Source organism: Streptomyces sp. M41 (assembly GCF_043673425.1).
GTDB lineage: Bacteria > Actinomycetota > Actinomycetes > Streptomycetales > Streptomycetaceae > Streptomyces.
The window spans coordinates 77,700-102,550 of record NZ_JBIMKE010000021.1 but is presented as its reverse complement, the minus strand read 5'-3'; the positions used below and the strand labels follow the sequence as shown (position 1 = coordinate 102,550).

Below are 24,851 nucleotides of genomic sequence, written 5' to 3'. Positions count from 1 at the left end.
AAGCCCCTTCTGACCTCTTCCTCTGACCCGCCTAGATTGACCTATGTCAATCTGAGTGTCAAGGGGTGATGCTTAGATGGCGGGAGATTGACCTAGGTCCAGTTACTCTCGGAGGTATGGATCAGAGCCCCGAGGTGCCTAAGCCCACGCCGACGGCCAGGGAGATTGCGGCGCAGTTTCGCGAGAAGATCACGGGCCCCGATCGCGCGTACGGTGCAGGTGATCGGCTACCAGCAGCTCGCGCGCTCGCCAAGGAGCTTGGCGTGCAGCTCATGACTGTTCAGAACGCCTACGGCCAACTCCGTGATGAGGGGCTGGTTCTCACCCAGCAGGGACGCGGGACGTTCGTCCGCGACCCTGAGGTACCCCTCGGCACCCAGCCGGGCAGTAGCCCCGCTTTCGTGGCCCTGGCCGCAGAGCTCAGCACGATCCATGACGCTCTCCATTCGCTCGGAGAGCGGCTTGACCGGCTTGAGCGGCTTGTGGGTAGCGAGACCCCACCTTCGCAGTGAGATCGTCGGCCCGCCTCAGTAGTCGTTCGACCTTGATGCGCGCGTCCCTCAAACTCGCCTCGATCAGCGCGAGTTCAGCTGGAGTCATGCACGACAGCTCGCCGCTTCGCTCATTGATCCCTGGCATGCAAATGAGCATGCAGCCGTGAACGGCTAAGGACCCGGACAGAGTGTCCGGGTCCTTTTTCCTTGCAGGTCAGGGAGGTTGACGATTCGTCATTGGGTGGCTTCCTCCACGGCGTCCAGCACTGCCCCCCACGGGAGTTCACGCCCTGCCGGCGCTTCGCGCGGCTCGTACAGCGGCCACACGTCCGGGTCGTCGATGATGCGTACGCCCCCCGCCCGGAGGGTGTCGATGTGGTGCTGCCATGCTGGGTGGCGGGCGTGCGCCGCGTTGACCCGAGGGAAGACGACGACGGGCAACCGGAGTGTGCCGATCGCCTCGCCCACCTGGGTCAGCGCCTGGTTGTCCATCAGGCCCGTGGCGAGCTTGGCCACCATGTTGGCCGACGCGGGGGCTACCACGTAGCAGTCAACTGGCGGGTGCGGTCGCGCCTCGCCAGGAAGGCGCGGTTCATCGCGCACGGGAAGGCCGGTCAGCTTCTCCAACTGCTCGACCTCGCCACTCATCCGTAGCCACTGACCTGCTGTCGGCGTCAGAGTGACGGCCACCTGCCAGCCGCGCTGCATCGCGGGCTCAACCAGACCGGTGCGCAGCGCCTCTACGCCTCCGGCCGCTGACCCGACGACTCCGAGCACCCCACGCTTGCCTGAACTCACTGCACCGCCCTGCACCGTTGAGCCATCACGAACACCTCGGACGATCGTGAGCCGCCGGTGACCGGTGATTGCTTGATCAGGTCCCGCAGTGTCTCGCGCACCCTCGGATTGTTGCGCACAAGCTGCGGTGACGTGCGCTCGGCCGTGCGGAGTTCCGTGAACGCCTCATCGCCTTGCCCGTTGAGCGACAGGGCACGTGCAAAGTCGATGCGGTGCGACACGCTGCGTTCCTGCGGCATGTGGTCGACGTTGATCCGGCCGTGTTCCACCACGTACGACACGTTGTCGAGGTCCAGCTCAACCGACAAACGGTGAAGCAGGACGTTCGTGGGCCCGAAGCCGGTCTGCCAGTAGTTCTCATCCGAGCCGAGATCATCCGCAAGTTCCTCGGCCCGATCCAACAGACCGGCTGCGGTGGGCCGGTCCTGATGGCGGGCAGCCGCGACAGCGGCCCGCAGGTGGATCATCCCCAGCAAACTCAGTGCCGCGGGGTCGTTGTCGGCAACCTTAGACGAGAGCCATGCAGCGGCCGTGTTGCCCAGTTCCAACGCATCGTCGTATCGGCCGTTGGCCAGCAGGGCGTGCGTGCCGGACCGTGCGGCGGATGCCAACACGAGCGGGTCCTCAGACTCGTCTGCCGCCCGCATCGCGCGCTCGGCCGCGAGCCATGAGATGTCCGATTCACCGATTTTTGCGAGCGTCGTTGCTGCGAGGTGGTGGGTACGGGCCGATACTGCCCAGCAGTCGCTACGGTCTTCGCCGCGCCGTGCTGCTCGCTCCTCCAGCTCCTGTGCAGTCTGGAGGAGCGCGGAAAGCGCCGCGATGACGCTACCGAGCCGCCCGCCCTGGTAGTCGTTCCATGCCTGCTCTACCCGCACGGCTACGGGCGCAGGCGTGGGAAGCTGCACCTCAGCCTCAGGGCCGAAGAGCAGACGAGATAGCCGGCGCGGGCTCATGAGCGCGTCACGCACGGCCGGAACGTCGTCCTGCTGCCTCTCGTCCTCCATGAGTACGGTCTGACCGAGCAGGTCTCCGAGGGGCACGCGCAGGATGCGCGACAGCTCCGCGAGCATGTCGATTCGGGGAGCCTTCCGGCGCCCCGTCTCGATCTTTGCCAACCAGTCCGTGCTCCGCCCGACCAGACCGGCGAGCACCTCTTGCGTGTAGCCGCGACGTTTCCGGTAGAACGCGATCCGCTCACCGATGCTGAGGTGATCTCCAAGACCACGCATTATGTGCTGCCTCCTGCTCGTTGTAGGAGCCCGTTTCACCGTACAGAGCCAGTGATCGGGTGGGTAGCTGGCCTGCCTGGCTGCGAGCCCGGAGCCAGCTTGCTGGGCCCGATGCGAAGAGCCCGGACCCTTTGTCCGGGCTTGGCCTGGTTCAGAATCCGTCACTTGGTCAACCAACTGCCCTCGCGGCACGTCGCTGTTTCATGTACTGGCACTCGCAGACGCAAGTTCGACAGAACGGCCTTAATGTAGAGGAGAGGTGCAATGAGGAGGAGTTCAACTATCGACCAAATGGCCAACCAGGAGAGTCAAAATGCTGCATCTTTCTCGAAGGGTGATCATCGAGATAATCGCCATCCCCATCTTGGTGGGACTGGCCATATGGGGCATTACGGAATTGGTGTTGTGGATTAGGGCGGAGATGACATCCCCAACCGAGGAGGAAGTAGCCAAGTCGCGGGGGGTTACAGTCGGGAGAACTGGAGCTGCGTGCCCCTGGGAGGTGCGAACCGTAACTACCCCGCCTGAAGATGTCGGAGAGCCGCCAAGCGTGCCACTCGGAGGGGATCTTGAAGAAGAGCTGTCAGAGTTCCTGTCATACGAGAAGGGCGGAGATGCGAACTACACCCACCTGATTCTCTCCGTCAATGCCAGGCGAGAAGGTGGCATTTGGGTAAAGGGTGTGGAGATTAAGACCCTGAAGAGAGAAGATCCTCCTCAGGCGCAGGATGCCACGGTAATAGGCTTTAAGTTCAGTGGCTGCGGAGGGAACGGAGGCACACTTAAGGCCTACACCGTCATCGATGGAAGAATTCAGTCAGTGGGCGTCGCGTCGGACCCGCGTGCTGGCATAAGCTTTCCAAGGCACGTGGCTCAGGGGGACACTCTGACGTTGGATATTACTGTCGGTGTGAAATCATGTGATTGCACATGGGTGCCGGTAGTGTCATGGGAATTCGAGGGAGATACCCATGAAACTGAGTATCGCTACAACGGGCGTCCATATCGGACAATCTCGGTGCACGAATATAAGCGGGTTGCCTGGGAGATGACAGGACGCGCTGACTCGAACGCGATTGAGTGGAAGTCAATCAAATTTGACAACGAGCTTCTTACGCCGAATCCATGATCCGTTGGGCCGTCTGTGGGCCGTCGAAAGGTGGCCCACAGCGACCAACAACAACCATTGACGGCCGCTCGATCGCAGGCCAGCGCTGCACTGGTGCCGATCGCGCGAGGTCGCCCCACGTCGACGTCACTTCCTGCGCAACAAGCGGCAGGAGTGGGAGGAGTACCGGTCCGAGGTGACGGCGTTCGAGCTGCGGAAGAATCTGCCGGTGCTCTAGAGCCCACCTGGCCGCGAGGGGCGCGGGTGCCGCGGCCGGTGCGGTCCGTCGTGGTCCTGTGCCGCAGCCCCGCGCCCGTTATGGCGTCACGGCGTCACTGCTCCCGCTTGTTCGCCAGGTCCGTGAGCAGGCGGTGCAGGGGCTCGTCGGTGCGGCGGCGGTATTCCTGGATGGACCAGCCGTTGCCGTCGGGGTCCTTGAAGTACATGAACGTGGCGCCGTCGTCGGGGGCGTACTGGACCGGCTCCGAGATCTCCAGGCCGCGCTCGAGAAGTTCCGCGCGGGCCGCCTTGATGTCCGCGACGCACAGCTGGAGGCCCTGGTAGGAGCCGGGCTCGGGCACGGTCTCGCCCTTGGTCATGTCCCAGATGCTGTCGCCGAGGGCGATCGAACAGCCCGAGCCCGGAGGCGTCAGCTGGACGATGCGCATGCCGGGCATGACCTCCTGGTCGATGTCGACATGGAAGCCGACCTTGTCCCGGTAGAAGTCGCGGGCGCGGTCGATGTCGCTCACGGGCAGCGGGATCACTTCGAGCGTGAAGTCCATTACTGGTCCTCCAGGATGAATCGCCAACGGGTCTGGCTGAACGGTTCACCCTTACCGAAGCCGAAAACGGTGCGCGGCGCCACCGAGAAGACCGCCGCGTGTCCCGCACCGTGCTGGAAATACCCCTCCCGTACCTCGAAGTGCCAGAAGCTGCCGTACTTCGCCTCCCACCCCGCGGCCAGTTCGCGCAGCCGGGCGTCGTCGGTGATCCGCACCGCCTCGCCCTCCACCACGAGGTCGTAGCCCTCGTTCCAGGAGTTCTTGCCGGTCGTCAGGACGACGTTCGGGTTCTGGTCCAGGTTCCTCGCCTTGCGCTCCTGCGGGCCCGTGCAGAAGTGCAGCGCTCCCCGCGACCACACCGCGGGCAGCGGTGTCACATGGGGCCGCCCGTCCGGCCGTACCGTCGAGATCCAGAACAGCTCCGCCTCGGCCAGCATCTTCTCGGCCTCGGCCCAGTCGGTCGCCGTGGCCCTCTCGTCGCTGTACCGCGCGTCCAGCAGGGTCTGCGGTTGCTTCTCGGTCATCGGACGCCCTCCAGACATCTCGCTCCACAGGGCAGACCGCACGGGCCGCCGTAACTCATCGGCGCCACTGTCAGGGACTGCGGCTAGGCTCGACCGCGTACGACCTTGATCGGGTGCGTACCACCCTGATCGGACGGGAGGCGGACCATGACGGCGCCGGGGCGCAGGAGCAGTACCTTCACACGGCTGCTGCGGCACGGATTCACCGACCCGTCGGCCGCCGACCGCCTCCTGGAGAGCCCCGAACTCGCACCGATCAAGAACGACCCGGTGCTGCTGGAGGCCCTCGGCGCCACCGCCGACCCGGACCTCGCCCTGCACGGCCTCGTCCGGCTCCTCGAAGCGCAGCCCGGCGACTCGGCCCAGCGCGAACTCCTCGACACCGTCATAGCGGCCAAGCCGCTGCGCGACCGGCTGCTCGGCGTCCTCGGCGCCTCGGCGGCCCTGGCCGACCACCTCTCCCGGCACCCCAGCGACTGGCAGGCGCTGGTCATGTACGAGCCGCAGGACCTGCACCCCGAGGTCGAGGAGTTCGTGCGCGGGCTCGCCGAGGCCGACGACCCCGTGTCGCTGCGCGTCGCCTACCGGCGCTGTCTGCTGTCGATCGCCGCCCGCGACGTCTGCGGCACCACCGACGTCGCCCAGACCGCCGCCGAACTCGCCGACCTCGCCACCGCGACCCTGCGCGCGGCCCTCGCCATCGCCCGCGCCGCCGCCCCGGAGGACGCCGCGCTGTGCCGGCTCGCGGTGATCGCGATGGGCAAGTGCGGCGGCCATGAGCTGAACTACGTCTCCGACGTCGACGTCATCTTCGTCGGCGAGGCCGTGGACGGCGCCGACGAGGGCAAGGCGCTCAAGTCGGCCACCAAGCTCGCCTCGCACATGATGCGGATCTGCTCCGAGACGACCGTCGAAGGCTCGATCTGGCCCGTCGACGCCAACCTGCGCCCCGAGGGCCGCAACGGCCCCCTGGTGCGCACCCTCAGCAGCCATGTCGCCTACTACCAGCGCTGGGCCAAGACCTGGGAGTTCCAGGCCCTGCTCAAAGCCCGTCCGGTGGCCGGCGACATCGAGCTGGGCGAGGACTACATCACCGCCCTGGAACCCCTGGTCTGGAAGGCCGCCGAGCGCGAGAACTTCGTCTCCGACGTGCAGAAGATGCGCCGCCGGGTGGTGGAGAACATCCCCGTGGCCGAACTGGACCGGCAGCTCAAGCTGGGCCCCGGCGGCCTGCGGGACGTCGAATTCGCCGTACAGCTCTTGCAGTTGGTGCACGGCCGGCACGACGCCTCCCTGCGCAGCGGCACCACCCTGGACGCCCTCCAGGCCCTCGCCGCCGGCGGCTACGTCGGCCGCGCCGACGCCGCCCAACTCGACGACGCCTACCGCTTCCTGCGCTCCATGGAGCACCGCATCCAGCTCTACCGGCTGCGCCGCACCCACCTGGTCCCCGAGGACGACGCCGACCTGCGCCGCATCGGCCGCTCCCTCGGCCTGCGCGTCGACCCGGTGGCCGAGCTCAACCGCGAATGGAAGCGGCACGCGAGTGTCGTACGGCGCCTGCACGAGAAGCTCTTCTACCGCCCGCTGCTCGACGCGGTCGCCCAACTCGCCCCGGGCGAAGCCCGGTTGAGCACCGGCGCGGCACGCGAGCGGCTGGTCGCGCTCGGGTACGCCGACCCGGCCTCCGCGCTGCGTCATCTGGAGGCGCTGGCCTCCGGCGTCACCCGCAAGGCAGCCATCCAGCGCACCCTGCTGCCGGTCCTGCTGGGCTGGTTCGCCGACTCCGCCGACCCGGACGCGGGGCTGCTGAACTTCCGCAAGGTCTCCGACGCGCTCGGCAAGACCCCCTGGTATCTGCGGCTGCTGCGCGACGAGGGCGCCGCCGCCGAGAACCTCGCCCGGGTCCTGTCGGCCGGCCGGCTCGCCCCCGACCTGCTGATGCGGGCCCCGGAGGCGGTGGCGCTGCTCGGTGACGGCGACGGCGGCAGCGGTCTGGAGCCGCGCTCGCGCCGGCACCTGGAGCAGGAGATCCTCGCCGCGGTGCGCCGCGCCGACGGCCCCGCACAGGCGGTCACGGCGGCCCGAGGCGTCCGGCGCCGCGAGCTGTTCCGTACGGCCGCCGCCGACGTCGTCGACTCCTACGGCACCGAGACGAAGCCCGCCGAGGCCGATCAGGGGGCGCTGGTGGACCGGGTCGGGGCGGCGGTGTCCGACCTGACCGCGGCGACCCTGGCGGGCACGCTGCGGGCCGTCGTCCGCGACGGCTGGGGCGACACCCTGCCCACCCGCTTCGCGATCATCGGCATGGGCCGCTTCGGCGGGCACGAACTGGGCTACGGCAGTGACGCGGACGTCGTCTTCGTGCACGAGCCGCAGGACGGCGTCGACGAGCACGAGGCCGCCGCGGCGGCGAACAAGGTCGTCTCCGAGATGCGCCGGCTGCTCCAGATCCCGAGCTCGGACCCGCCGCTGCTGATCGACGCCGATCTGCGGCCGGAGGGCAAGTCCGGGCCGCTGGTCCGCACGCTGAACTCGTACGCGGCCTACTACCGGCGCTGGTCCCTCGTCTGGGAGTCGCAGGCGCTGCTGCGGGCCGAGCCGGTGGCGGGGGACGAGGATCTGAGCCGCCGCTTCATCGAGCTGATCGATCCCCTGCGCTATCCCGCCGACGGACTCGACGACGACGCCGTACGCGAGATCCGCCGGCTGAAGGCCCGTATGGAGTCCGAGCGGCTGCCGCGCGGGGTCGACCCCAAGCTGCACACCAAGCTCGGGCCCGGGGGCCTGTCCGACGTCGAGTGGACGGTGCAGCTGCTCCAGCTCCAGCACGGCTCGGCCGAGCCGGGCCTGCGCACGACCCGCACCCGCGAGGCGCTCGCCGCCGCGTGCGCGGCGGGGCTGATCCCGGCCGAGGAGACGGCCGTCCTGGACGAGGCGTGGGTGCTGGCGACCCGGGTGCGCAACGCCGTGATGCTGGTGCGGGGGCGGGCCGGCGACACCTTCCCGTCGGACAGCCGTGAGCTGGCCGCCGTGGGACGCTACCTGGGGTACGAACCCGGTCACGTGGGGGACATGCTCGACGCGTACCGGCGTACGACGCGGCGTGCGCGGGGGGTCGTGGACGAGCTGTTCTACGGCGGGTGACACCCGGTGGGCGCGGGATGCGGGATGCCGGGTGCGTGTGCGTGTGCGCTGGTGCCTGTGAGCGAGGGCTACGCCGCTGTCCGTAGCGCCTACGGTCCCGGCGCGGGCCCGGGCCGTGCCGGGAGGGGTTCGTCCTCGGCCGGGCGGTCGCCGTCGGGCAAGAGGCGGCGTTCCTCGCCGTCCACCGCCGCGGGCGGACGCACCCCAGCACGTGCCCTTCTCGCCCCGTGCGGGTGCGGCACCCGCCGGGGCAGGGCGTGCGGCAGCTTTCCGTACCACAGGCGTGCCACCGTGTAGCCGAAGGCCAGGCAGACGAGGCCGCCCACCGCGTCCAGCCAGAAGTGGTTCGCCGTCGCCACGATCACGACCAGCGTGGCCGCCGGATAGAGGAGGCCGAGGATCCGGACCCACGGGGTGCGGGCCAGGGCGAAGATCGTCAGACCGGACCACACGGACCAGCCGATGTGCATCGACGGCATCGCGGCGTACTGGTTCGACATGTTCTTCAGGTCGCCGGAGGCCATCGAACCCCAGGTGTCGTGGACCAGGACCGTGTCGATGAAGGCGGTGTCGGTCATCAGCCGTGGGGGAGCGAGCGGATACAGGTAGTAACCGATCAGGGCCACGCCCGTAGTGGCGAAGAGGACCAGGCGGGTCGCCGCGTAACGGCCGGGGTGGCTGCGGTAGAGCCAGACCAGTACGGCGAGGGTGACGATGAAATGCAGGGTCGCGTAGTAGTAGTTCATGCCGACGATGAGCCAAGTCACCGAGTTCACGGCGTGGTTGACCGACTGCTCGACGGCGATGCCCAGATGATGCTCGAGGTTCCAGAGCCAGTCGGCGTTGCGCAGTGCCGCGGTCTTCTGCTCAGGTACCGCGTTGCGGATGAGTGAGTACGTCCAGTAACTCACCGCGATCAGCAGGATCTCGAACCAGAGGCGGGGGCGACGCGGGGCGCGCATCCGGCGCAGGAGACCCTGCCCCGTCTCGGTCGCGACGGGGGGCGGAACGGCCGCTTCCCGGCCTTCCAGTGTCGTCACGGACGTGTCACCCATGGGCACAGAGTCTGCCAGAAAAGACTTCCCCGACCGATCATCCCCCGGTTGGGTTCAGGATGCATGTTCTACGACCGGCGGACGGCTCGGTTCTCCTGCCAACGCAGGGGCGGACAGGGGGATTCCCCGCCTCAAGGAGGATTTAAGGGTGATTTCGGTTTCCAGGGGCCGAAGCGGTCGAACCACGCACCACCAGCTCCGGCATGAAGACGAACTCACTGTGCGGCGCGGGCGTCCCGCCGATCTCCTCCAGCAGTGTGCGCACCGCCGCCTGTCCCATCGCCGGGACCGGCTTGCGGACCGTCGTCAGGGGCGGGTCGGTGAAGGCGATCAGTGGGGAGTCGTCGAAGCCGACGACCGAGATGTCCTTCGGGACCTCCAGGCCGTGCTGGCGGGCCGCTCGTATCGCGCCCAGGGCCATCATGTCGCTGGCGCAGACCACTGCCGTGCAGTCGCGGTCGATGAGCGCCTTGGCGGCGGCCTGGCCGCCCTCCAGGGTGTAGAGGGAGTGCTGGACCAGCTCGTTCTCTATGACGTCCGGCGCCAGGTCCAGCTGGTCCTGCATCGTACGGACGAAGCCCTCGATCTTGCGCTGCACCGGCACGAAGCGCTTCGGGCCGAGGGCGAGGCCGATGCGGGTGTGGCCGAGGGAGACCAGGTGGGTGACCGCCAAGGTCATCGCCGCGCGGTCGTCGGGCGAGATGAACGGCGCCTGCACCTTGGGGGAGAAGCCGTCGACCAGCACGAACGGAACGCCCTGGGCGCGCAGCCGCTCGTAGCGCTGCATGTCGGCGGTGGTGTCCGCGTGCAGTCCGGAGACATAGATGATGCCGGCCACTCCGCGGTCGACGAGCATCTCCGTCAGCTCGTCCTCCGTGGAGCCGCCCGGGGTCTGGGTGGCCAGCACCGGCGTATAGCCCTGGCGCGTCAGGGCCTGGCCGATGACCTGGGCCAGCGCCGGGAATATCGGGTTCTCCAGCTCCGGCGTGATCAGGCCCACCAGGCCCTCGCTGCGCTGGCGCAGCCTCACGGGGCGCTCATAGCCGAGCACGTCGAGTGCGGCCAGCACGGACTGGCGGGTGGTGGCGGCGACGCCCGGCTTCCCGTTGAGGACCCGGCTGACGGTCGCTTCGCTCACCCCCGCCTGCGCAGCGATGTCCGCAAGCCGTGTGGTCACGGCACCGGACTGTACCGGCCGGATGTCGCCTTGCACACCAATGGGACGTCGTGGGCGACCTGTTGACCGGCCCGTACCGGGCTGCTGCGTCATCGCGCTCCCTCGTGAAAGTGATGGCAAGAGCTTGCAGAGTCTTGCACAAGTGCCCGGTGTACCGCTCCACCGTTGAAAAGAAGCGTCTCACGGCGGTCGCCGAGAGGTCACACCCGGATAACTTCGGAGATCTCTTGCACTTTTTTTCTGCAAGGTCTTTCGTCGTGCTTTCAACGCTGTTACGTTCACGTCGCCCGGCGGCGGCAACGGCGCAGTCGGCACGACAGCAGGGTCAGGCAGACGGGGCCGACCCCGCGGGCCCAGTCGTCACTCCCGTCCGCCTCGCGGCCCGCCCCACGGGCGGACGACGGGAATGTGACGACAGGGCCCACCCAACGGGCTTTCACCCTCAAGGAGATCTCATGCGGCGTGGCATAGCGGCCACCGCGCTGGTGGCGTCCCTCGCCCTCGCGGCGACGGCCTGCGGCGGAAGCGACAGCGGCGACAGTGCCGACGGGCCGGTCACCATCACCTGGTGGGACACTTCCAACGCCACCAACGAGGCACCGACGTACCAGGCCTTGGTCAAGGAGTTCGAGGCCGCCAACAAGGACATCAAGGTCAAGTACGTCAACGTCCCGTTCGACCAGGCGCAGAACAAGTTCGACACGGCCGCCGGCTCCAAGGGCGCCCCGGACATCCTGCGCTCCGAGGTCGGGTGGACGCCCGCCTTCGCCAAGAAGGGCTTCTTCCTGCCGCTGGACGGCACCGAGGCCCTCGCCGACCAAGCCAAGTTCCAGCCGAACCTGATCGAGCAGGCCAAGTACGAGGACAAGGTCTACGGCGTTCCGTTCACCACGGACACCCTCGCCTTCGTCTACAACAAGGACCTGTTCAAGAAGGCCGGCGTCGAGGCCCCCAAGACCTGGGACGACCTGAAGAAGGCCGCCGCCAAGATCAAGGACAAGACCGGCGTCGACGGCTACTGGGGCTCCACCCAGGCCTACTACGCCCAGACGTTCCTCTACGGCGAGGGCACCGACACCGTCGACGCCGAAGGCAAGAAGATCACCGTCGCGGGCGCCGAGGCCAAGAAGGGCTACGGCACCTGGCTGAGCCTGTTCGACGGCAAGGGCCTGCACAAGGCCGACACCACCGCCGACGCCTACGCCCACATCCAGGAGGCGTTCGTCAACGGCAAGGTCGCCTCGATCATGCAGGGCCCCTGGGAGATCACCAACTTCTACAAGGGCTCCGCGTTCAAGGACAAGGCCAACCTCGGCATCGCCACCGTCCCGGCCGGCTCCACGGGCAAGGCGGGCGCCCCGACCGGCGGCCACAACCTCTCCGTGTACGCCGGCTCCGACGAGGCGCACCAGAAGGCCGCGCTGAAGTTCGTGAACTTCATGACCTCGGCGAAGGCCCAGGAGACCATCGCGCTGAAGAACAACACGCTGCCCACGCGCGACGACGCCTACACCGCCGAGGTCAAGGCCGACCCGGGCATCGCCGGCTACCAGACCGTCCTCGCCGCCGCCCAGCCGCGCCCCGCGCTGCCCGAGTACAGCTCCCTGTGGGGCCCGCTGGAGGCCGAGCTGCTGAAGATCGCCGGCGGCAGGGTGTCCCTGGACAAGGGTCTGGGCACCGCCGAGACCTCCATCGCCAAGCTGGTCCCGGACTTCAGCAAGTGATCCCGCGTGGCCGCCGGAACTCCCTGCTCGTGGGGGGAGAGTTCCGGCGGCCACCGGCCTGTCCGCCGTACACCCCTTGATCTGCCGAACTTCGAGAAGGTTGTCGAACCATGACAGTCGCCATCGACCGCGCGACCGGGAAAACCCGAGGTGACCGCGGGCCACGCCGCGGGCTCGGTCAGCGCCTGAAGCAGGGCTACCACAAGCACTGGTACGCCTACGCGATGATCACCCCGGTGGTGATCGTCCTCGGCGTCCTCGTGCTCTACCCCCTGGTGTACGGCTTCTACCTCACCCTCACCGACGCCAACAGCCTCAACTCGGCCCGCACGATCGGCGTCAACGAGATCGAGGCCACCTACAAGTTCATCGGTTTCGACAACTACGCCGACATCCTGTGGGGCGAGACGGCGTACGACCGCTTCTGGTCGCACTTCATCTGGACGATCTTCTGGACGGCGGCCTGCGTCACCCTCCACTACACCATCGGCCTCGGTCTCGCCCTGCTGCTCAACCAGAAGCTGCGCGGGCGCACCCTGTACCGGCTGATCCTGATCCTGCCGTGGGCCGTGCCGACCTTCGTCACCGTCTTCGGCTGGCGGTTCATGCTCGCCGACGGCGGCATCATCAACTCCTTCCTGGAGACACTCCACCTGCCGACGCCGCTGTGGCTGGAGGACACCTTCTGGCAGCGGTTCGCCGCGATCATGGTCAACACCTGGTGCGGGGTGCCGTTCATGATGCTCTCGCTGCTCGGCGGACTGCAGTCCATCGACTCCTCGCTCTACGAGGCCGCCGAGATGGACGGCGCGAGCAGGTGGCAGCAGTTCCGGTACGTCACCCTGCCTGGCCTCAGGTCCGTCAGCTCCACCGTCGTGCTGCTCGGCATCATCTGGACCTTCAACCAGTTCGCCATCATCTTCCTGCTGTTCGGCGACACCGCCCCCGACGCCCAGATCCTCGTCACATGGGCCTACTACCTCGGGTTCGGACAGCAGCCGCGTGACTTCGCGCAGTCGGCCGCCTACGGCATCCTGCTGCTGGCCATCCTGATCGTCTTCACCTCCTTCTACCGCCGCTGGCTGAACCGCAATGACCAGCAGCTCGCGATCTGAGGCAGGAGTCCCCATGAGTACGACCACTGTTGAGGCCCCGGTGACCAAGCAGGACTCCATGACCACGGCCCGCCCCCGCAAGGCCCGCCGCCGCGGCGAGAACAGCCGGGGGACGTCGCTCGTCTCCCACGGCATCCTGATCGTGGCGAGCCTGATCGCGCTCTTCCCCGTCGCCTGGCTGGTCTTCCTGTCCCTCGGCCCGGACAAGGACGACTACCTCCACCCGGGCGGCATCTGGGGCAAGATGACGCTGGACAACTACACGTTCGTCCTTCAGGAGACGAAGTTCTTCGACTGGCTGACCAGCACCCTGATCGTCACGCTGGGCACCACCCTGATCGGCGTCGTCATCTCCGCCACCACCGGTTACGCCGTTTCGCGGATGCGCTTTCCCGGCTACAAGAAGTTCATGTGGGTGCTGCTCGTGACCCAGATGTTCCCGGTGGCCGTCCTGATGGTGCCGATGTACCAGATCCTGTCCGGGCTCCAGCTCGTCGACAGCTACCTCGGTCTCATCCTCGTCTACTGCACGACGACCGTGCCGTACTGCGCCTGGCTGATGAAGGGCTACTTCGACACGATCCCGTTCGAGATCGACGAGGCGGGGCGCGTCGACGGGCTGAGCCCCTTCGGCACGTTCGGGCGGCTGATCCTGCCGCTCGCCAAGCCGGGCCTGGCGGTAGCCGCGTTCTACAGCTTCCTCACGGCCTTCGGCGAGGTCGCCTTCGCGTCGACGTTCATGCTGTCCGACACCAAGTACACCTTCGCGGTCGGGCTCCAGACCTTCGTCAGTGAGCACGACGCGCAGCGCAACCTGATGGCCGCGACCGCGGTGCTGATCGCCATACCGGTGTCCGCGTTCTTCTACTTCGTGCAGAAGAACCTGGTGACCGGTCTGACGGCGGGCGGCACCAAGGGCTGAGCCCGAGGCTCACCTCGACTCCCGTGCGCTCGTCGCGCGGGCGGCGGCCCGCGGTGTCCATCCGACCCCGCTGTCACCGCGGGCCGCCTCGTCCTCCCGCCCCCCGCTCGCGAAGACGCACCCATGACTTCGACCACTCATCCGTTACGCATCAAGGACGCCATGAGCCAGCACCCCACCGCCCCGGCCGAAACCTCCGCCGTCGCCACCGTCGCCAAGCGCCGTGACTGGTGGCGGGACGCGGTGATCTACCAGGTCTATCCGCGCAGCTTCGCCGACAGCAACGGCGACGGCATGGGCGACCTGGAAGGCGTACGCTCCCGCCTCCCGTACCTGCGCGACCTCGGCGTGGACGCCGTGTGGCTGAGCCCCTTCTACGCCTCGCCGCAGGCCGACGCCGGCTACGATGTCGCCGACTACCGGGCCGTGGACCCGATGTTCGGCAACCTGCTCGACGCGGACGCGCTGATCCGTGACGCCCACGAGCTGGGCCTGAGGATCATCGTCGACCTGGTCCCGAACCACTCCTCCGACCAGCACGAGTGGTTCAAGCGCGCCCTCGCCGAGGGCCCCGGCTCGCCCTCCCGGGATCGCTACCACTTCCGGCCCGGCAAGGGCGCGGACGGTGAACTGCCGCCCAACGACTGGGAGTCCATCTTCGGCGGACCCGCCTGGACCCGGGTCACCGAGCCCGACGGCACACCGGGGGAGTGGTACCTGCATCTGTTCGCCCCCGAACAGCCCGACTTCAACTGGGAGCACCCGGCCGTCGGCGACGAGTTCCGCTCCATCCTGCGCTTCTGGCTGGACATGGGCGTGGACGGCTTCCGTATCGACGTGGCACACGGCATGGTGAAGGCTGAGGGCCTGCCCGACCTCGGAAACCACGACCAGCTCAAGTTGCTGGGCAACGATGTCATGCCGTTCTTCGACCAGGACGGGGTGCACGAGATCTACCGCCAGTGGCGGCTGATCCTGGACGAATACAGCGGCGAGCGCATCTTCGTCGCGGAGGCATGGACCCCGACCGTCGAGCGGACCGCCAACTACGTCCGCCCCGACGAGCTCCACCAGGCCTTCAACTTCCAGTACCTGTCGACGGAGTGGGAGGCCGAGGAGCTGCGCGCGGTCGTCGACCGCACGCTGGAGGCGATGCGCCCGGTCGGCGCCCCGGCCACCTGGGTGCTGTCCAACCACGACGTCACCCGCCACGCCACCCGCTTCGCCAACCCGCCCGGCCTCGGCACCCAGATCCGCACCGCCGGCGACCGCGCGCTGGGCCTGCGCCGCGCCCGCGCCGCCACCTTGCTGATGCTCGCCCTGCCCGGTTCCGCCTACGTCTACCAGGGCGAGGAGCTGGGCCTGCCGGACGTCGTCGACCTGCCGGACGAGGTGCGCCAGGACCCGGCGTACTTCCGTGGCGAGGGCCAGGACGGGTTCCGGGACGGCTGCCGCGTCCCGATCCCCTGGACCCGCACGGGATCGTCGTACGGCTTCGGCACGGGGGGCAGCTGGCTGCCGCAGCCGGCGGGCTGGGGCGAGCTGAGCGTCGAGGCGCAGAGCGGTGCCGCCGGTTCCACTCTGGAGCTGTACCGCGCCGCCCTCGCCGCCCGCCGCGAGCACCCCGACCTCGGCGCCGGCGACTCGGTGGAGTGGCTGCGCGCTCCCGAGGGCGTCCTGGCGCTGCGCCGCGGGGAGTTCGTCTGCGTCGCGAACACCAGCGGCGAGTCGGTGACGCTCCCGGCGTACGGGCGCGTGCTGCTGGCCAGCGGTGAGATCACCGAGGCGGACGGTGAGACGAAGGTCCCGTCGGACACCACGGTGTGGTGGACGACCGTCTGACCGACGCCCGACACAAGCCCGGCCACCGCAGCAGCCCGGCCACCGCTTCGGCGGTGGCCGGGCACTCGCGTCCATGGCGTCAACCACTGGGGAGCGTGAGGGAGTTGAGCAGAGCGCGTCAAGGTCGTGAATGAAAGTACTTGCTATGACTTTCAACTCTCTTGCTGTAAACCTTTCGTGGCGGTACGTTCACGCCGGCGCCCGGCAACGACGCCTGGCCGTCCTCGCAAGGAGTTGCCTGTGATATCGAGATGGTCCGCCACCGCCACGGCCACCGCGACCGTGCTCGCCGCCACGGCGGCAGCCGTTCTCGCTCCGGCCACCACCGCCTCCGCCTCCCCGCCCGGCACCAAGGACGTCACCGCGGTGATGTTCGAATGGAACTTCGCCTCGGTCGCCAAGGAGTGCACCAGCACCCTCGGCCCCGCCGGCTACGGCTACGTCCAGGTCTCCCCGCCCGCCGAGCACATCCAGGGCGCCCAGTGGTGGACCTCGTACCAGCCGGTCAGCTACAAGATCGCCGGCCGGCTCGGCGACCGTACGGCCTTCCGGAACATGGTGAACACCTGTCACGCGGCGGGCGTGAAGGTCGTCGTCGACACGGTCATCAACCACATGGCCGCGGGCAACGGCACCGGGACCGGCGGCTCGTCGTACACGAAGTACAACTACCCGGGCCTGTACTCGTCGTTCGACTTCGACGACTGCACGAGCCAGATCAGCAACTACCAGGACCGCTGGAACGTCCAGCGCTGCGAGCTGGTCGGGCTCGCCGACCTCGACACCGGTGAGAACTACGTCCGCGGGGCAATCGCCGGCTACATGAACGACCTGCTCTCACTCGGCGTCGACGGCTTCCGCATCGACGCGGCCAAGCACATGGACGCGGCCGATCTCGCGAACATCAAGTCCCGGCTGAGCAACCCGTCGGTGTACTGGAAGCAGGAGGCCATCCACGGCTCCGGTGAGGCCGTCCAGCCCAGCGAGTACACCGGCAACGGCGACGTCCAGGAGTTCCGCTACGCCTACGACCTCAAGCGGGTCTTCAACAACGAGAACCTCGCCTATCTGAAGAACTACGGCGAGGGCTGGGGCTATATGAACAGCGGTGTCTCCGGCGTCTTCGTCGACAACCACGACACCGAGCGCAACGGCTCCACCCTCAACTACAAGAACGGCGCCACCTACACGCTGGCCAATGTCTTCATGCTGGCCTGGCCCTACGGGGCGCCCGACATCAACTCCGGCTACGAGTTCTCCGACACGGACGCCGGGCCGCCCAACGGCGGTGCGGTGAACGCCTGCTGGCAGGACGGCTGGAAGTGCCAGCACAACTGGCCGGAGATCAAGTCCATGGTCGCCTTCCGTAACGCCACGCGCGGCCAGGCCGTGACCAACTGGTGGGACAACGGGGGCGACGCCATCGCCTTCGGGCGCGGCAGCAAGGGTTTCGTCGCCATCAACCACGAGCCGGGCTCGCTGAGCCGCACGTACCAGACGTCGCTGCCGGCCGGGACGTACTGCAACGTGCAGAACAACACCACCGTGACCGTGGACTCCGGCGGCCGGCTCACCGCCACCCTCGGCTCCGGCACCGCCCTGGCCGTCTACGCGGGCAAGTCCAGCTGCTGAACGCCCAACTGAAAGTTTTTTCCGATGGTTTCAAGCCTCTTGCTGTAAGCATTGCGGCGGCGATACGGTCACGCGGGGTCGGACCCACTGAGCCGTAATCGCAAGGAGCCCATCTGTGATACCGAGATGGCCGACGCCGTCGAGGCGCCGAACCGCCCATACCGGACGGGTCGCTGCGGTCACCGTGACCGTGCTGGCCGCAGCGCTCGTCCAGCCCCTCGCGGCGCGGGCGGACGCCCCGCCCCCGCCTCCGTCCGACAAGAAGCTCGCCGCCGAGCCCGCCCGGCACGACGCCACCCGCGAGCAGTTCTACTTCGTCCTACCCGACCGCTTCGCCAATGGCGACCGCGGCAATGACAAGGGCGGGTTGACCGGATCCCGCCTCGCCACCGGCTACGACCCCACCGACAAGGGCTTCTACCAGGGCGGCGACCTCAAGGGCCTGACCAAGCGCCTGGACTACATCAAGGGTCTGGGCACGACCGCCATCTGGATGGCGCCGATCTTCAAGAACCAGCCCGTGCAGGGGACGGGGAGCAACGCCTCCGCCGGCTACCACGGTTACTGGATCACCGACTTCACCCAGGTCGACCCGCACTTCGGCACCAACAAGGACCTCCAGACCCTCATCTCCAAGGCCCACGCCAAGGGCATGAAGGTCTTCTTCGACGTCATCACCAACCACACGGCGGACCTCGTCGACTATGAGGAGAAGTCGTACGACTACCTCTCCAAGGGCGCCTTCCCGTATCTGACGAAGGACGGAAAGCCCTTCGACGACGCCGACTACGCGGACGGCACCAAGCGCTTCCCCGCCGTCGGCCGGGACTCCTTCCCGCGCACGCCCGTCGTCGCCAGGAAGAACAAGGTCCCGTCGTGGCTCAACGACCCGACGATGTACCACAACCGGGGCGACTCCACCTTCGCGGGTGAGAGCTCCACCCACGGCGACTTCTCCGGCCTGGACGACCTGTGGACCGAGCGTCCCGAGGTCGTCAGCGGCATGGAGAAGATCTACCAGCGGTGGGTCAGGGACTTCGACATCGACGGCTTCCGCATCGACACCGTGAAGCACGTCAACATGGAGTTCTGGACCCAGTGGGCCACGGCCCTCGACTCCTACGCCGCCAAGAAGGGCCGCGACGACTTCTTCATGTTCGGCGAGGTCTACTCCGCCGACACGAACATCACCTCGCCGTACGTCACCCAGGGCCGCCTCGACGCCACCCTCGACTTCCCCTTCCAGGAGGCGGCACGGCAGTACGCCTCCCAGGGCGGCAGCGCCAAGAAGCTCGCAGCCGTCTTCGGCGACGACTACAAGTACACGACCGACAAGGCCAACGCCTACGAACAGGTCACCTTCCTCGGCAACCACGACATGGGCCGCATCGGGTACTTCCTGAACCAGGACAACCCGAAGGCCACGGACGCCGACCTGGTGAAGAAGGCCGGGCTCGCCAACGAGCTGATGTTCCTCAGCCGCGGCAACCCGGTCGTCTACTACGGCGACGAACAGGGCTTCACCGGCGCCGGCGGCGACAAGGACGCCCGCCAGACCCTGTTCGCCTCGAAGACGGCCGACTACCTCGACGACGACCAGCTCGGCACCGACCGCACCCACGCGAGCGACGCCTACGACACCAAGACCCCGCTCTACCGTCGGATCAGCGCCCTGGCCGAGCTGCGGAGGGCCAACCCGGCCCTCGCCGACGGCATCCAGACCGAGCGCCACGCGGCCGACGGCGCCGGCGTCTACGCCTTCTCGCGCACCGACGCGAGAACGGGCACCGAGTACGTCGTCGCCTTCAACAACGCCGACGACGCCAGGACGGCGAGCTTCGCGACCGGTTCGGCAGGCATGACGTTCAAGGGCATCTACGGGGCCGACGGCTCGGTCCGGAGCGACGCCGACAAGTCGGTCACCGTCACCGTCCCGGCCGGTTCGGCCGTGGTGTACAAGGCGGCGAAGAAGCCCGGCGCCCCCGCCTCGAAGCCCTCGCTCACCCTGAAGGCCCCCGACGCCGGTGCCACCGGCACCGTGGAGCTTTCCGCCGACGTCGACGGCGGGCAGCTCAACCGCGTCGTCTTCGCCGCCCAGGTCGGCGGCGGCAAGTGGCGGACCCTCGGCTCCGCCGACCACGCCCCCTACAAGGTCACCCAGACCATCGGCAAGGACGTACCGCCCGGCACGGCCCTGCGCTACAAGGCGGTCGTGATCGACTCGGCGGGCCGCACGGCGAGCGCCATGGCGGCCTCCACCACGGGCACCCCGCCCGCCCCCGAACCCCCCACGGCCGCCTCCCGCGACTACGCGATCGTCCACTACAAGCGCGCCGACGGCGACTATGCCGACTGGGGCCTGTACGCCTGGGGCGACCTGGCCGAGGGCGAGGCCACCGAATGGCCGGAGAGCCACCCCTTCACCGGCCGTGACTCCTACGGCGCCTTCGCCTACGTCAAGCTGAAGCCGGGCGCCTCCAGCGTCGGCTACCTCGTCATCGACAAGGACGGCGACAAGGACGTCTCCGCCGACCGCACCATCGACGTCACCAAGACCGGCGAGATCTGGATCGAGCAGGGCAAGGAGACCCAACGCACCGAGAAGCCGGCCGCCGACTACCCGGCCCCGGACAAGTCCAAGGCCGTGCTGCACTACCACCGGCCCGACGGGAACTACGACGGCTGGGGACTGCACACCTGGACGGGTGCCGCGAACCCCACCGAGTGGTCGAACCCGCTGAAGCCGGTCAAGACTGATACCTATGGTGCGGTCTTCGAGGTACCGCTCACCGACGGTGCCACCAGCCTCAGCTACATCCTCCACAAGGGCGACGAGAAGGACCTGCCCACCGACCAGTCCCTCGACCTCAGGGCGAACGGCCACGAGGTGTGGCTGGTGAGCGGCCAGGAGAGGTACCTCCTCCCGCAGCCGGCCGGGTCCGCCGCCGCCGCGCTCGACCTGACCACCTCCAAGGCGGTCTGGATCGACCGGAACACCCTCGCCTGGAACGGCTCCGAGGCCGCCGCCTCCACCCAGCTGCTGTACAGCCGGGACGGCGGCATCGCGGTGCGGGACGGCGCGCTGACCGGCGACGCCCAATGGCTGCGGCTCACGAAGACAGCCCTCACCGACGCCCAGAAGGCGAAGTTCCCGCATCTGAAGGACCACACCGCCTGGTCGGTCGACCCGCGCGACCGCGACCGGGTCCGCGAGGCCCTGCGCGGCCAGGTCGTCGCCTCGCAGCACGCCACAGGCGGTGCCGTGCTCGCGGCGACCGGAGTGCAGATCGCCGGTGTGCTCGACGACCTGTACCCCGGCGCGACGAAGGCCGACCTCGGGCCGACGTTCCACAAGGGCCGCCCCACGCTGGCCGTCTGGGCACCCACGGCACAGTCGGTGAAGCTGGAGATCGGTGACTCCACCGTCGCCATGAAGCGCGAGGGCAGCACCGGCGTCTGGTCCGTCACCGGGCCCAGGTCCTGGAAGAACAAGCCGTACCGGTACGTCGTGAAGGTCTGGGCGTCCAGCGTCCGCGAGGTCGTCACCAACAAGGTCACCGACCCCTACTCGCTCGCCCTCACCGCCGACTCCCGGCGCAGCCTGCTCGTCGACCTGCGCGACAAGTCCCTCGCGCCGAGCGGCTGGTCCACCTACACCAAGCCGAAGGCGGTGCCGCTGAAGGACGCCCAGATCCAGGAACTGCACGTCCGGGACTTCTCGGTGGCGGACAAGACGGTTCCCGCGAAGGACAAGGGGACCTACCTCGCCTTCACCGACAAGCTCAGCGACGGCTCCAAGCACCTGAGGAGGCTGGCCGAGGCGGGCACGTCGTACGTCCATCTGCTGCCGGCGTTCGACATCGCCACCATCCCCGAGAAGAAGTCCGAGCAGGCCGGCGTCGACTGCGACCTCGCCTCCTTCCCGGCCGACTCCGACAAGCAGCAGGAGTGCGTGGCGAAGATCGCCGCCAAGGACGCCTACAACTGGGGCTACGACCCGTACCACTACACGGTCCCCGAGGGCTCCTACGCCTCCGACCCGGACGGCACCGCACGCAACGTCGAGTTCCGCAAGATGGTCAAGGCGCTCAACGAGGACGGCCTGCGGGTCGTCATGGACGTCGTCTACAACCACACCGCGGCGAGCGGCCAGGCGGACACCTCCGTCCTCGACCGGATCGTCCCCGGCTACTACCAGCGGCTCCTCCCGGACGGCTCGGTCGCCAACAGCACCTGCTGCGCCAACACCGCCACCGAGAACGCCATGATGGGCAAGCTGGTCGTCGACTCCATCGTCACCTGGGCCAAGGAGTACAAGGTCGACGGCTTCCGCTTCGACCTCATGGGCCACCACCCGAAGGCCAACATCCTGGCGGTCAGGAAGGCTCTGGACGAGCTGACCCTCGCGCGCGACGGCGTCGACGGCAAGAAGATCATCCTGTACGGCGAGGGCTGGAACTTCGGCGAGGTCGCCGACGACGCCCGGTTCACGCAGGCCACGCAGAAGAACATGGCCGGCACCGGCATCGCGACCTTCTCCGACCGTGCGCGAGACGCCGTACGCGGCGGCGGGCCCTTCGACGAGGACCCCGGCGTCCAGGGCTTCGCGTCCGGGCTGTACACCGAGCCCAACTCGTCCGAGAACAACGGCACCGAGGCCGAGCAGAAGGCCCGGTTGCTGCACTACCAGGACCTGATCAAGGTCGGCCTGTCCGGCAACCTCGCCGGCTACCGCTTCACCGACACCAGCGGCAAGGGGGTCAAGGGTTCCGAGGTCGACTACAACGGCTCACCCGCCGGATACGCGGACGCCCCCGGCGACGCCCTCGCCTACGCCGACGCGCACGACAACGAGTCGCTGTTCGACGCCCTCGCCTTCAAGCTGCCCGCTTCGGTGAGCGCCGCCGACCGCGCCCGTATGCAGGTCCTCGCCATGGCCACGGCCACCCTCTCGCAGGGCCCGGCCCTCTCCCAGGCCGGCACCGACCTGCTGCGCTCGAAGTCGCTGGACCGCAACTCCTACGACAGCGGCGACTGGTTCAACGCCATCCACTGGAACTGCGCCGACGGCAACGGCTTCGGGCGCGGACTGCCGATGGCGGCCGACAACCAGTCCAAGTGGCCGTACGCCAAGCCGCTGCTGAGCACCGTGAAGGTGGGGTGCGAGCAGATCGAGGGAGCCTCGGCGGCATACCGGGACCTGCTCAGGATCCGTTCGGCGGAGAGTGCCTTCTCCCTCGGTACGGCCGGTCAGGTGCAGTCGAAGCTGTCCTTCCCGCTGTCCGGGAAGGACGAGACGCCCGGCGTGATCACCATGCGGCTCGGTGACCTCGTCGTCGTCTTCAACGCCACGCCCCAGCAGCGGGAACAGCGGGTCGGGGCACTGGCCGGGGAGGGCTATCGGCTGCATCCGGTGCAGGCCGAGGGTGCGGACCCTATCGTCAAGTCCGCTTCGTACGCGAAGGAATCCGGCACGTTCGCCGTTCCGGGGCGTACTGTCGCCGTCTTCGCACGGACGCCCTGACACGACGCTAGTTTGAATGGGGCGGACCCGTCACGCCGGGCCCGCCCCATTCGTGTGTGTATCCAGGGGCTCCAGGGGCTGGCGGCGATGGACGGTTACGGCAGGCAGCCGGGTACGACCGTGATGGTCGTCGACGACGTATCGGCCAACCGCTATGCCATGGGCGCCGTACTGCGCCGCGCGGGCCATGAGGTCGTCCCCGTCGCGAGCGCGGGCCAGGCGCTGGACGAACTCGATGTGCGGCTGCGCGCGGGCGCCCTGCCCGACGCGGCCCTCGTCGACGTGGGGCTGCCGGACATGAACGGCTTCGAACTGTGCCGCCGGGTGAAGTCCCGGCCGTCCATGGCCGCGCTGCCCGTCGTCCACTTCTCCGCCAGTGCCGTGGAGGCGGGGGACCGGTGCCAGGGGCTGGACGCGGGTGCCGACGCCTATCTGACGGTGCCGGCCGAGCCCAGCGAGATCCAGGCCGTCGTACGGGCCGCCGTCCGCGGGGCACGCCGGCGCACCGCCGCCGAGACGCTCGCGCACCGGCTGACGCTGCTGTCCGAGGTGATCGTCACCGTGCAGACCGCGCGCTGCCTGGGGGAGCTGGCCGACGCGGCTGCCGCAGGTGCGGCCCGGCTCACCGGAACGCCCGCCGTCGTCTTCGTCATCGGGCCGGACGGCGAACCGCACTGGGGCGGCAGCCTCCCGGGCCCGCCCCGCGGCCACGGCGCCGCCGGCCGGCCGGCGACCCCGACCGCCGTGCCCGAGGCGGCGCTGCCCGGCACCGCCCCGCATGTGGCGGCGGCGCGGCTGGTCACCCGGATCGCCCGGAACTGGACCGAGCAGCGGGGCGCGCACCACACCGTCGTGCCCGCCTCACTGTGGCCCGCCGGGTTCTTCCACCCCGGTGTCCGCGAGGACGCCCGGCTGCTGCTGGTCTTCCCCGAGGCGGGCCGGACGCCCGTGTGCGTGGCCACCCCGGTGCGCCCGGCCGACGACGACCTCCTCGCCCGGCTCGCCCAGGCCACCGCGCTCGCCGCCGAACCGCTGCTGATGTACCAGGCCGAACGGCACATCGCCCTCACCCTCCAGCACAGCTTCCTGCCTCAGCCGTACCGGCTGCCCCAGCTGCCCGGTGTGGAGGTCGTCGTCCGGTACGTGCCCGCGTCCCGGCAGGCCGAGATTGGCGGTGACTTCTACGCCGCCCTGCGCACCCCGCAGGGTGTGCTCACCGCGGTCGGGGACGTCGTCGGGCACTCGCTGGAGGCGGCCACCGTCATGGTCGAGATCCGGCACGCCCTGCGCGCCTACTGCGTGGAGGAGAGCGACCCGGGCGTGCTCGCGGAGCGGCTCGACCGGATGCTCCAGCACTACCACCCCGAGGTCACCGCGACGGTCTGCCTTGCCCTGGTCGACCCGGGGACCGGACGCAGCCGTATCGCCAACGCGGGCCACATCGCGCCGCTGATCGTGCACGACGACGGCGACGCCGAGTACGTCCCCGTGGCCGGACCGCTGCTCGGCCTCGGCCTCGACCGGCCCGAGCCCAGCGAGGTGGTCCTCACCGGTAAGGAGCGGCTCCTGATGGTCACCGACGGCCTCATCGAGACCCGTGGCATCGACCTCTCCGCCTCCATGGAGCAACTGCGCACCGCCGCCGCGGATGCCCCGCCCGGCGTGGACGAGCTGTGCGACACACTGCTGGGCGCCTTCGGGGGCCAGCAGGAGGACGACATCGCGATGCTGGCCCTGCGGCTAGGGTGAGACGTGCCGTCGTAGAACAGGAG

At 68.6% G+C, this 24,851-nt stretch carries 16 protein-coding genes and 1 pseudogene; 11 read left to right on the top strand and 6 right to left on the bottom strand.

What is annotated here, in order from left to right; translation table 11 throughout:
* Positions 1–116: 116 nt before the first annotated feature.
* Positions 117–512, top strand: coding sequence for a GntR family transcriptional regulator (locus ACHBTE_RS24225; protein ID WP_394726160.1), 396 nt, complete (start codon positions 117–119; stop codon positions 510–512).
* Between the two features lie 216 nt (positions 513–728).
* Here ACHBTE_RS24225 and ACHBTE_RS24220 read toward each other — a convergent pair whose 3' ends face one another.
* Positions 729–1,292, bottom strand: a complete 564-nt coding sequence (locus ACHBTE_RS24220; RefSeq protein WP_394726159.1) for a flavoprotein — start codon at positions 1,290–1,292, stop codon at positions 729–731.
* On the bottom strand, positions 1,289–2,524 hold the full coding sequence (locus ACHBTE_RS24215; protein ID WP_394726158.1) for a helix-turn-helix domain-containing protein: 1,236 nt from the start codon (positions 2,522–2,524) through the stop codon (positions 1,289–1,291). Before ACHBTE_RS24215 ends, ACHBTE_RS24220 begins: the two co-directional genes overlap by 4 nt.
* Before the next feature lie 313 nt (positions 2,525–2,837).
* Here ACHBTE_RS24215 and ACHBTE_RS24210 point away from each other — a divergent pair, with 313 nt between their 5' ends.
* Both ACHBTE_RS24210 and ACHBTE_RS24205 read left to right on the top strand, forming a co-directional pair.
* Complete coding sequence (locus tag ACHBTE_RS24210) at positions 2,838–3,653, top strand: hypothetical protein (RefSeq protein WP_394726157.1); 816 nt, start codon at positions 2,838–2,840, stop codon at positions 3,651–3,653.
* Positions 3,654–3,783: 130 nt separating this feature from the next.
* Positions 3,784–3,870, top strand: a pseudogene (locus ACHBTE_RS24205) (glutamine synthetase); the annotation flags it as partial.
* A 94-nt stretch (positions 3,871–3,964) separates the two neighbouring features.
* Here ACHBTE_RS24205 and ACHBTE_RS24200 read toward each other — a convergent pair.
* On the bottom strand, positions 3,965–4,417 hold the full coding sequence (locus ACHBTE_RS24200; RefSeq protein WP_394726156.1) for a VOC family protein: 453 nt from the start codon (positions 4,415–4,417) through the stop codon (positions 3,965–3,967).
* Entirely contained in the window at positions 4,417–4,941 is a 525-nt protein-coding gene (locus tag ACHBTE_RS24195) for a pyridoxamine 5'-phosphate oxidase family protein (RefSeq protein ID WP_394726155.1), read from the bottom strand. Before ACHBTE_RS24195 ends, ACHBTE_RS24200 begins: the two co-directional genes overlap by 1 nt.
* Before the next feature lie 147 nt (positions 4,942–5,088).
* Between ACHBTE_RS24195 and ACHBTE_RS24190 the strand changes: the two genes are divergently transcribed.
* On the top strand, positions 5,089–8,088 hold the full coding sequence (locus ACHBTE_RS24190) for a bifunctional [glutamine synthetase] adenylyltransferase/[glutamine synthetase]-adenylyl-L-tyrosine phosphorylase (protein ID WP_394726154.1): 3,000 nt from the start codon (positions 5,089–5,091) through the stop codon (positions 8,086–8,088).
* Positions 8,089–8,177: 89 nt separating this feature from the next.
* Here the strand turns inward: ACHBTE_RS24190 and ACHBTE_RS24185 are convergent, their stop codons facing one another.
* Together ACHBTE_RS24185 and ACHBTE_RS24180 are read right to left on the bottom strand one after the other, a co-directional pair.
* Positions 8,178–9,143, bottom strand: coding sequence for a phosphatase PAP2 family protein (locus ACHBTE_RS24185; protein WP_394726153.1), 966 nt, complete (start codon positions 9,141–9,143; stop codon positions 8,178–8,180).
* Between the two features lie 142 nt (positions 9,144–9,285).
* Positions 9,286–10,320 carry a LacI family DNA-binding transcriptional regulator gene (locus ACHBTE_RS24180; RefSeq protein ID WP_394726152.1) on the bottom strand — a complete coding sequence of 345 codons (1,035 nt, stop codon included), beginning with the start codon at positions 10,318–10,320 and terminating at the stop codon, positions 9,286–9,288.
* A gap of 455 nt (positions 10,321–10,775) precedes the next feature.
* On the opposite strand from ACHBTE_RS24180, the gene ACHBTE_RS24175 reads away from it, so the two are divergent.
* The 7 genes from ACHBTE_RS24175 (at position 10,776) to ACHBTE_RS24145 (ending at position 24,828) form a co-directional block, all read left to right on the top strand.
* The gene (locus ACHBTE_RS24175; RefSeq protein WP_394726151.1) at positions 10,776–12,044 is read left to right on the top strand and encodes an extracellular solute-binding protein; all 1,269 of its coding nucleotides are present in this window, start codon (positions 10,776–10,778) and stop codon (positions 12,042–12,044) included.
* 110 nt (positions 12,045–12,154) lie between these two features.
* Positions 12,155–13,159 (top strand): carbohydrate ABC transporter permease, encoded by a 1,005-nt coding sequence (locus ACHBTE_RS24170; RefSeq protein WP_394726150.1) that lies wholly within the window; start codon positions 12,155–12,157, stop codon positions 13,157–13,159.
* Positions 13,160–13,172: 13 nt separating this feature from the next.
* Complete coding sequence (locus ACHBTE_RS24165) at positions 13,173–14,081, top strand: sugar ABC transporter permease (RefSeq protein WP_394726149.1); 909 nt, start codon at positions 13,173–13,175, stop codon at positions 14,079–14,081.
* Positions 14,082–14,243: 162 nt separating this feature from the next.
* The gene (locus tag ACHBTE_RS24160) at positions 14,244–15,923 is read left to right on the top strand and encodes a glycoside hydrolase family 13 protein (RefSeq protein ID WP_394726211.1); all 1,680 of its coding nucleotides are present in this window, start codon (positions 14,244–14,246) and stop codon (positions 15,921–15,923) included.
* Between the two features lie 240 nt (positions 15,924–16,163).
* On the top strand, positions 16,164–17,555 hold the full coding sequence (locus ACHBTE_RS24155) for an alpha-amylase family protein (protein WP_394726148.1): 1,392 nt from the start codon (positions 16,164–16,166) through the stop codon (positions 17,553–17,555).
* A 115-nt stretch (positions 17,556–17,670) separates the two neighbouring features.
* Positions 17,671–23,079, top strand: a complete 5,409-nt coding sequence (pulA, locus tag ACHBTE_RS24150) for a pullulanase-type alpha-1,6-glucosidase (protein ID WP_394726147.1) — start codon at positions 17,671–17,673, stop codon at positions 23,077–23,079.
* 87 nt (positions 23,080–23,166) lie between these two features.
* Positions 23,167–24,828: a SpoIIE family protein phosphatase gene (locus ACHBTE_RS24145; protein WP_394726146.1), complete on the top strand. Its 1,662-nt coding sequence runs from the start codon at positions 23,167–23,169 to the stop codon at positions 24,826–24,828.
* Positions 24,829–24,851: the final 23 nt, after the last annotated feature.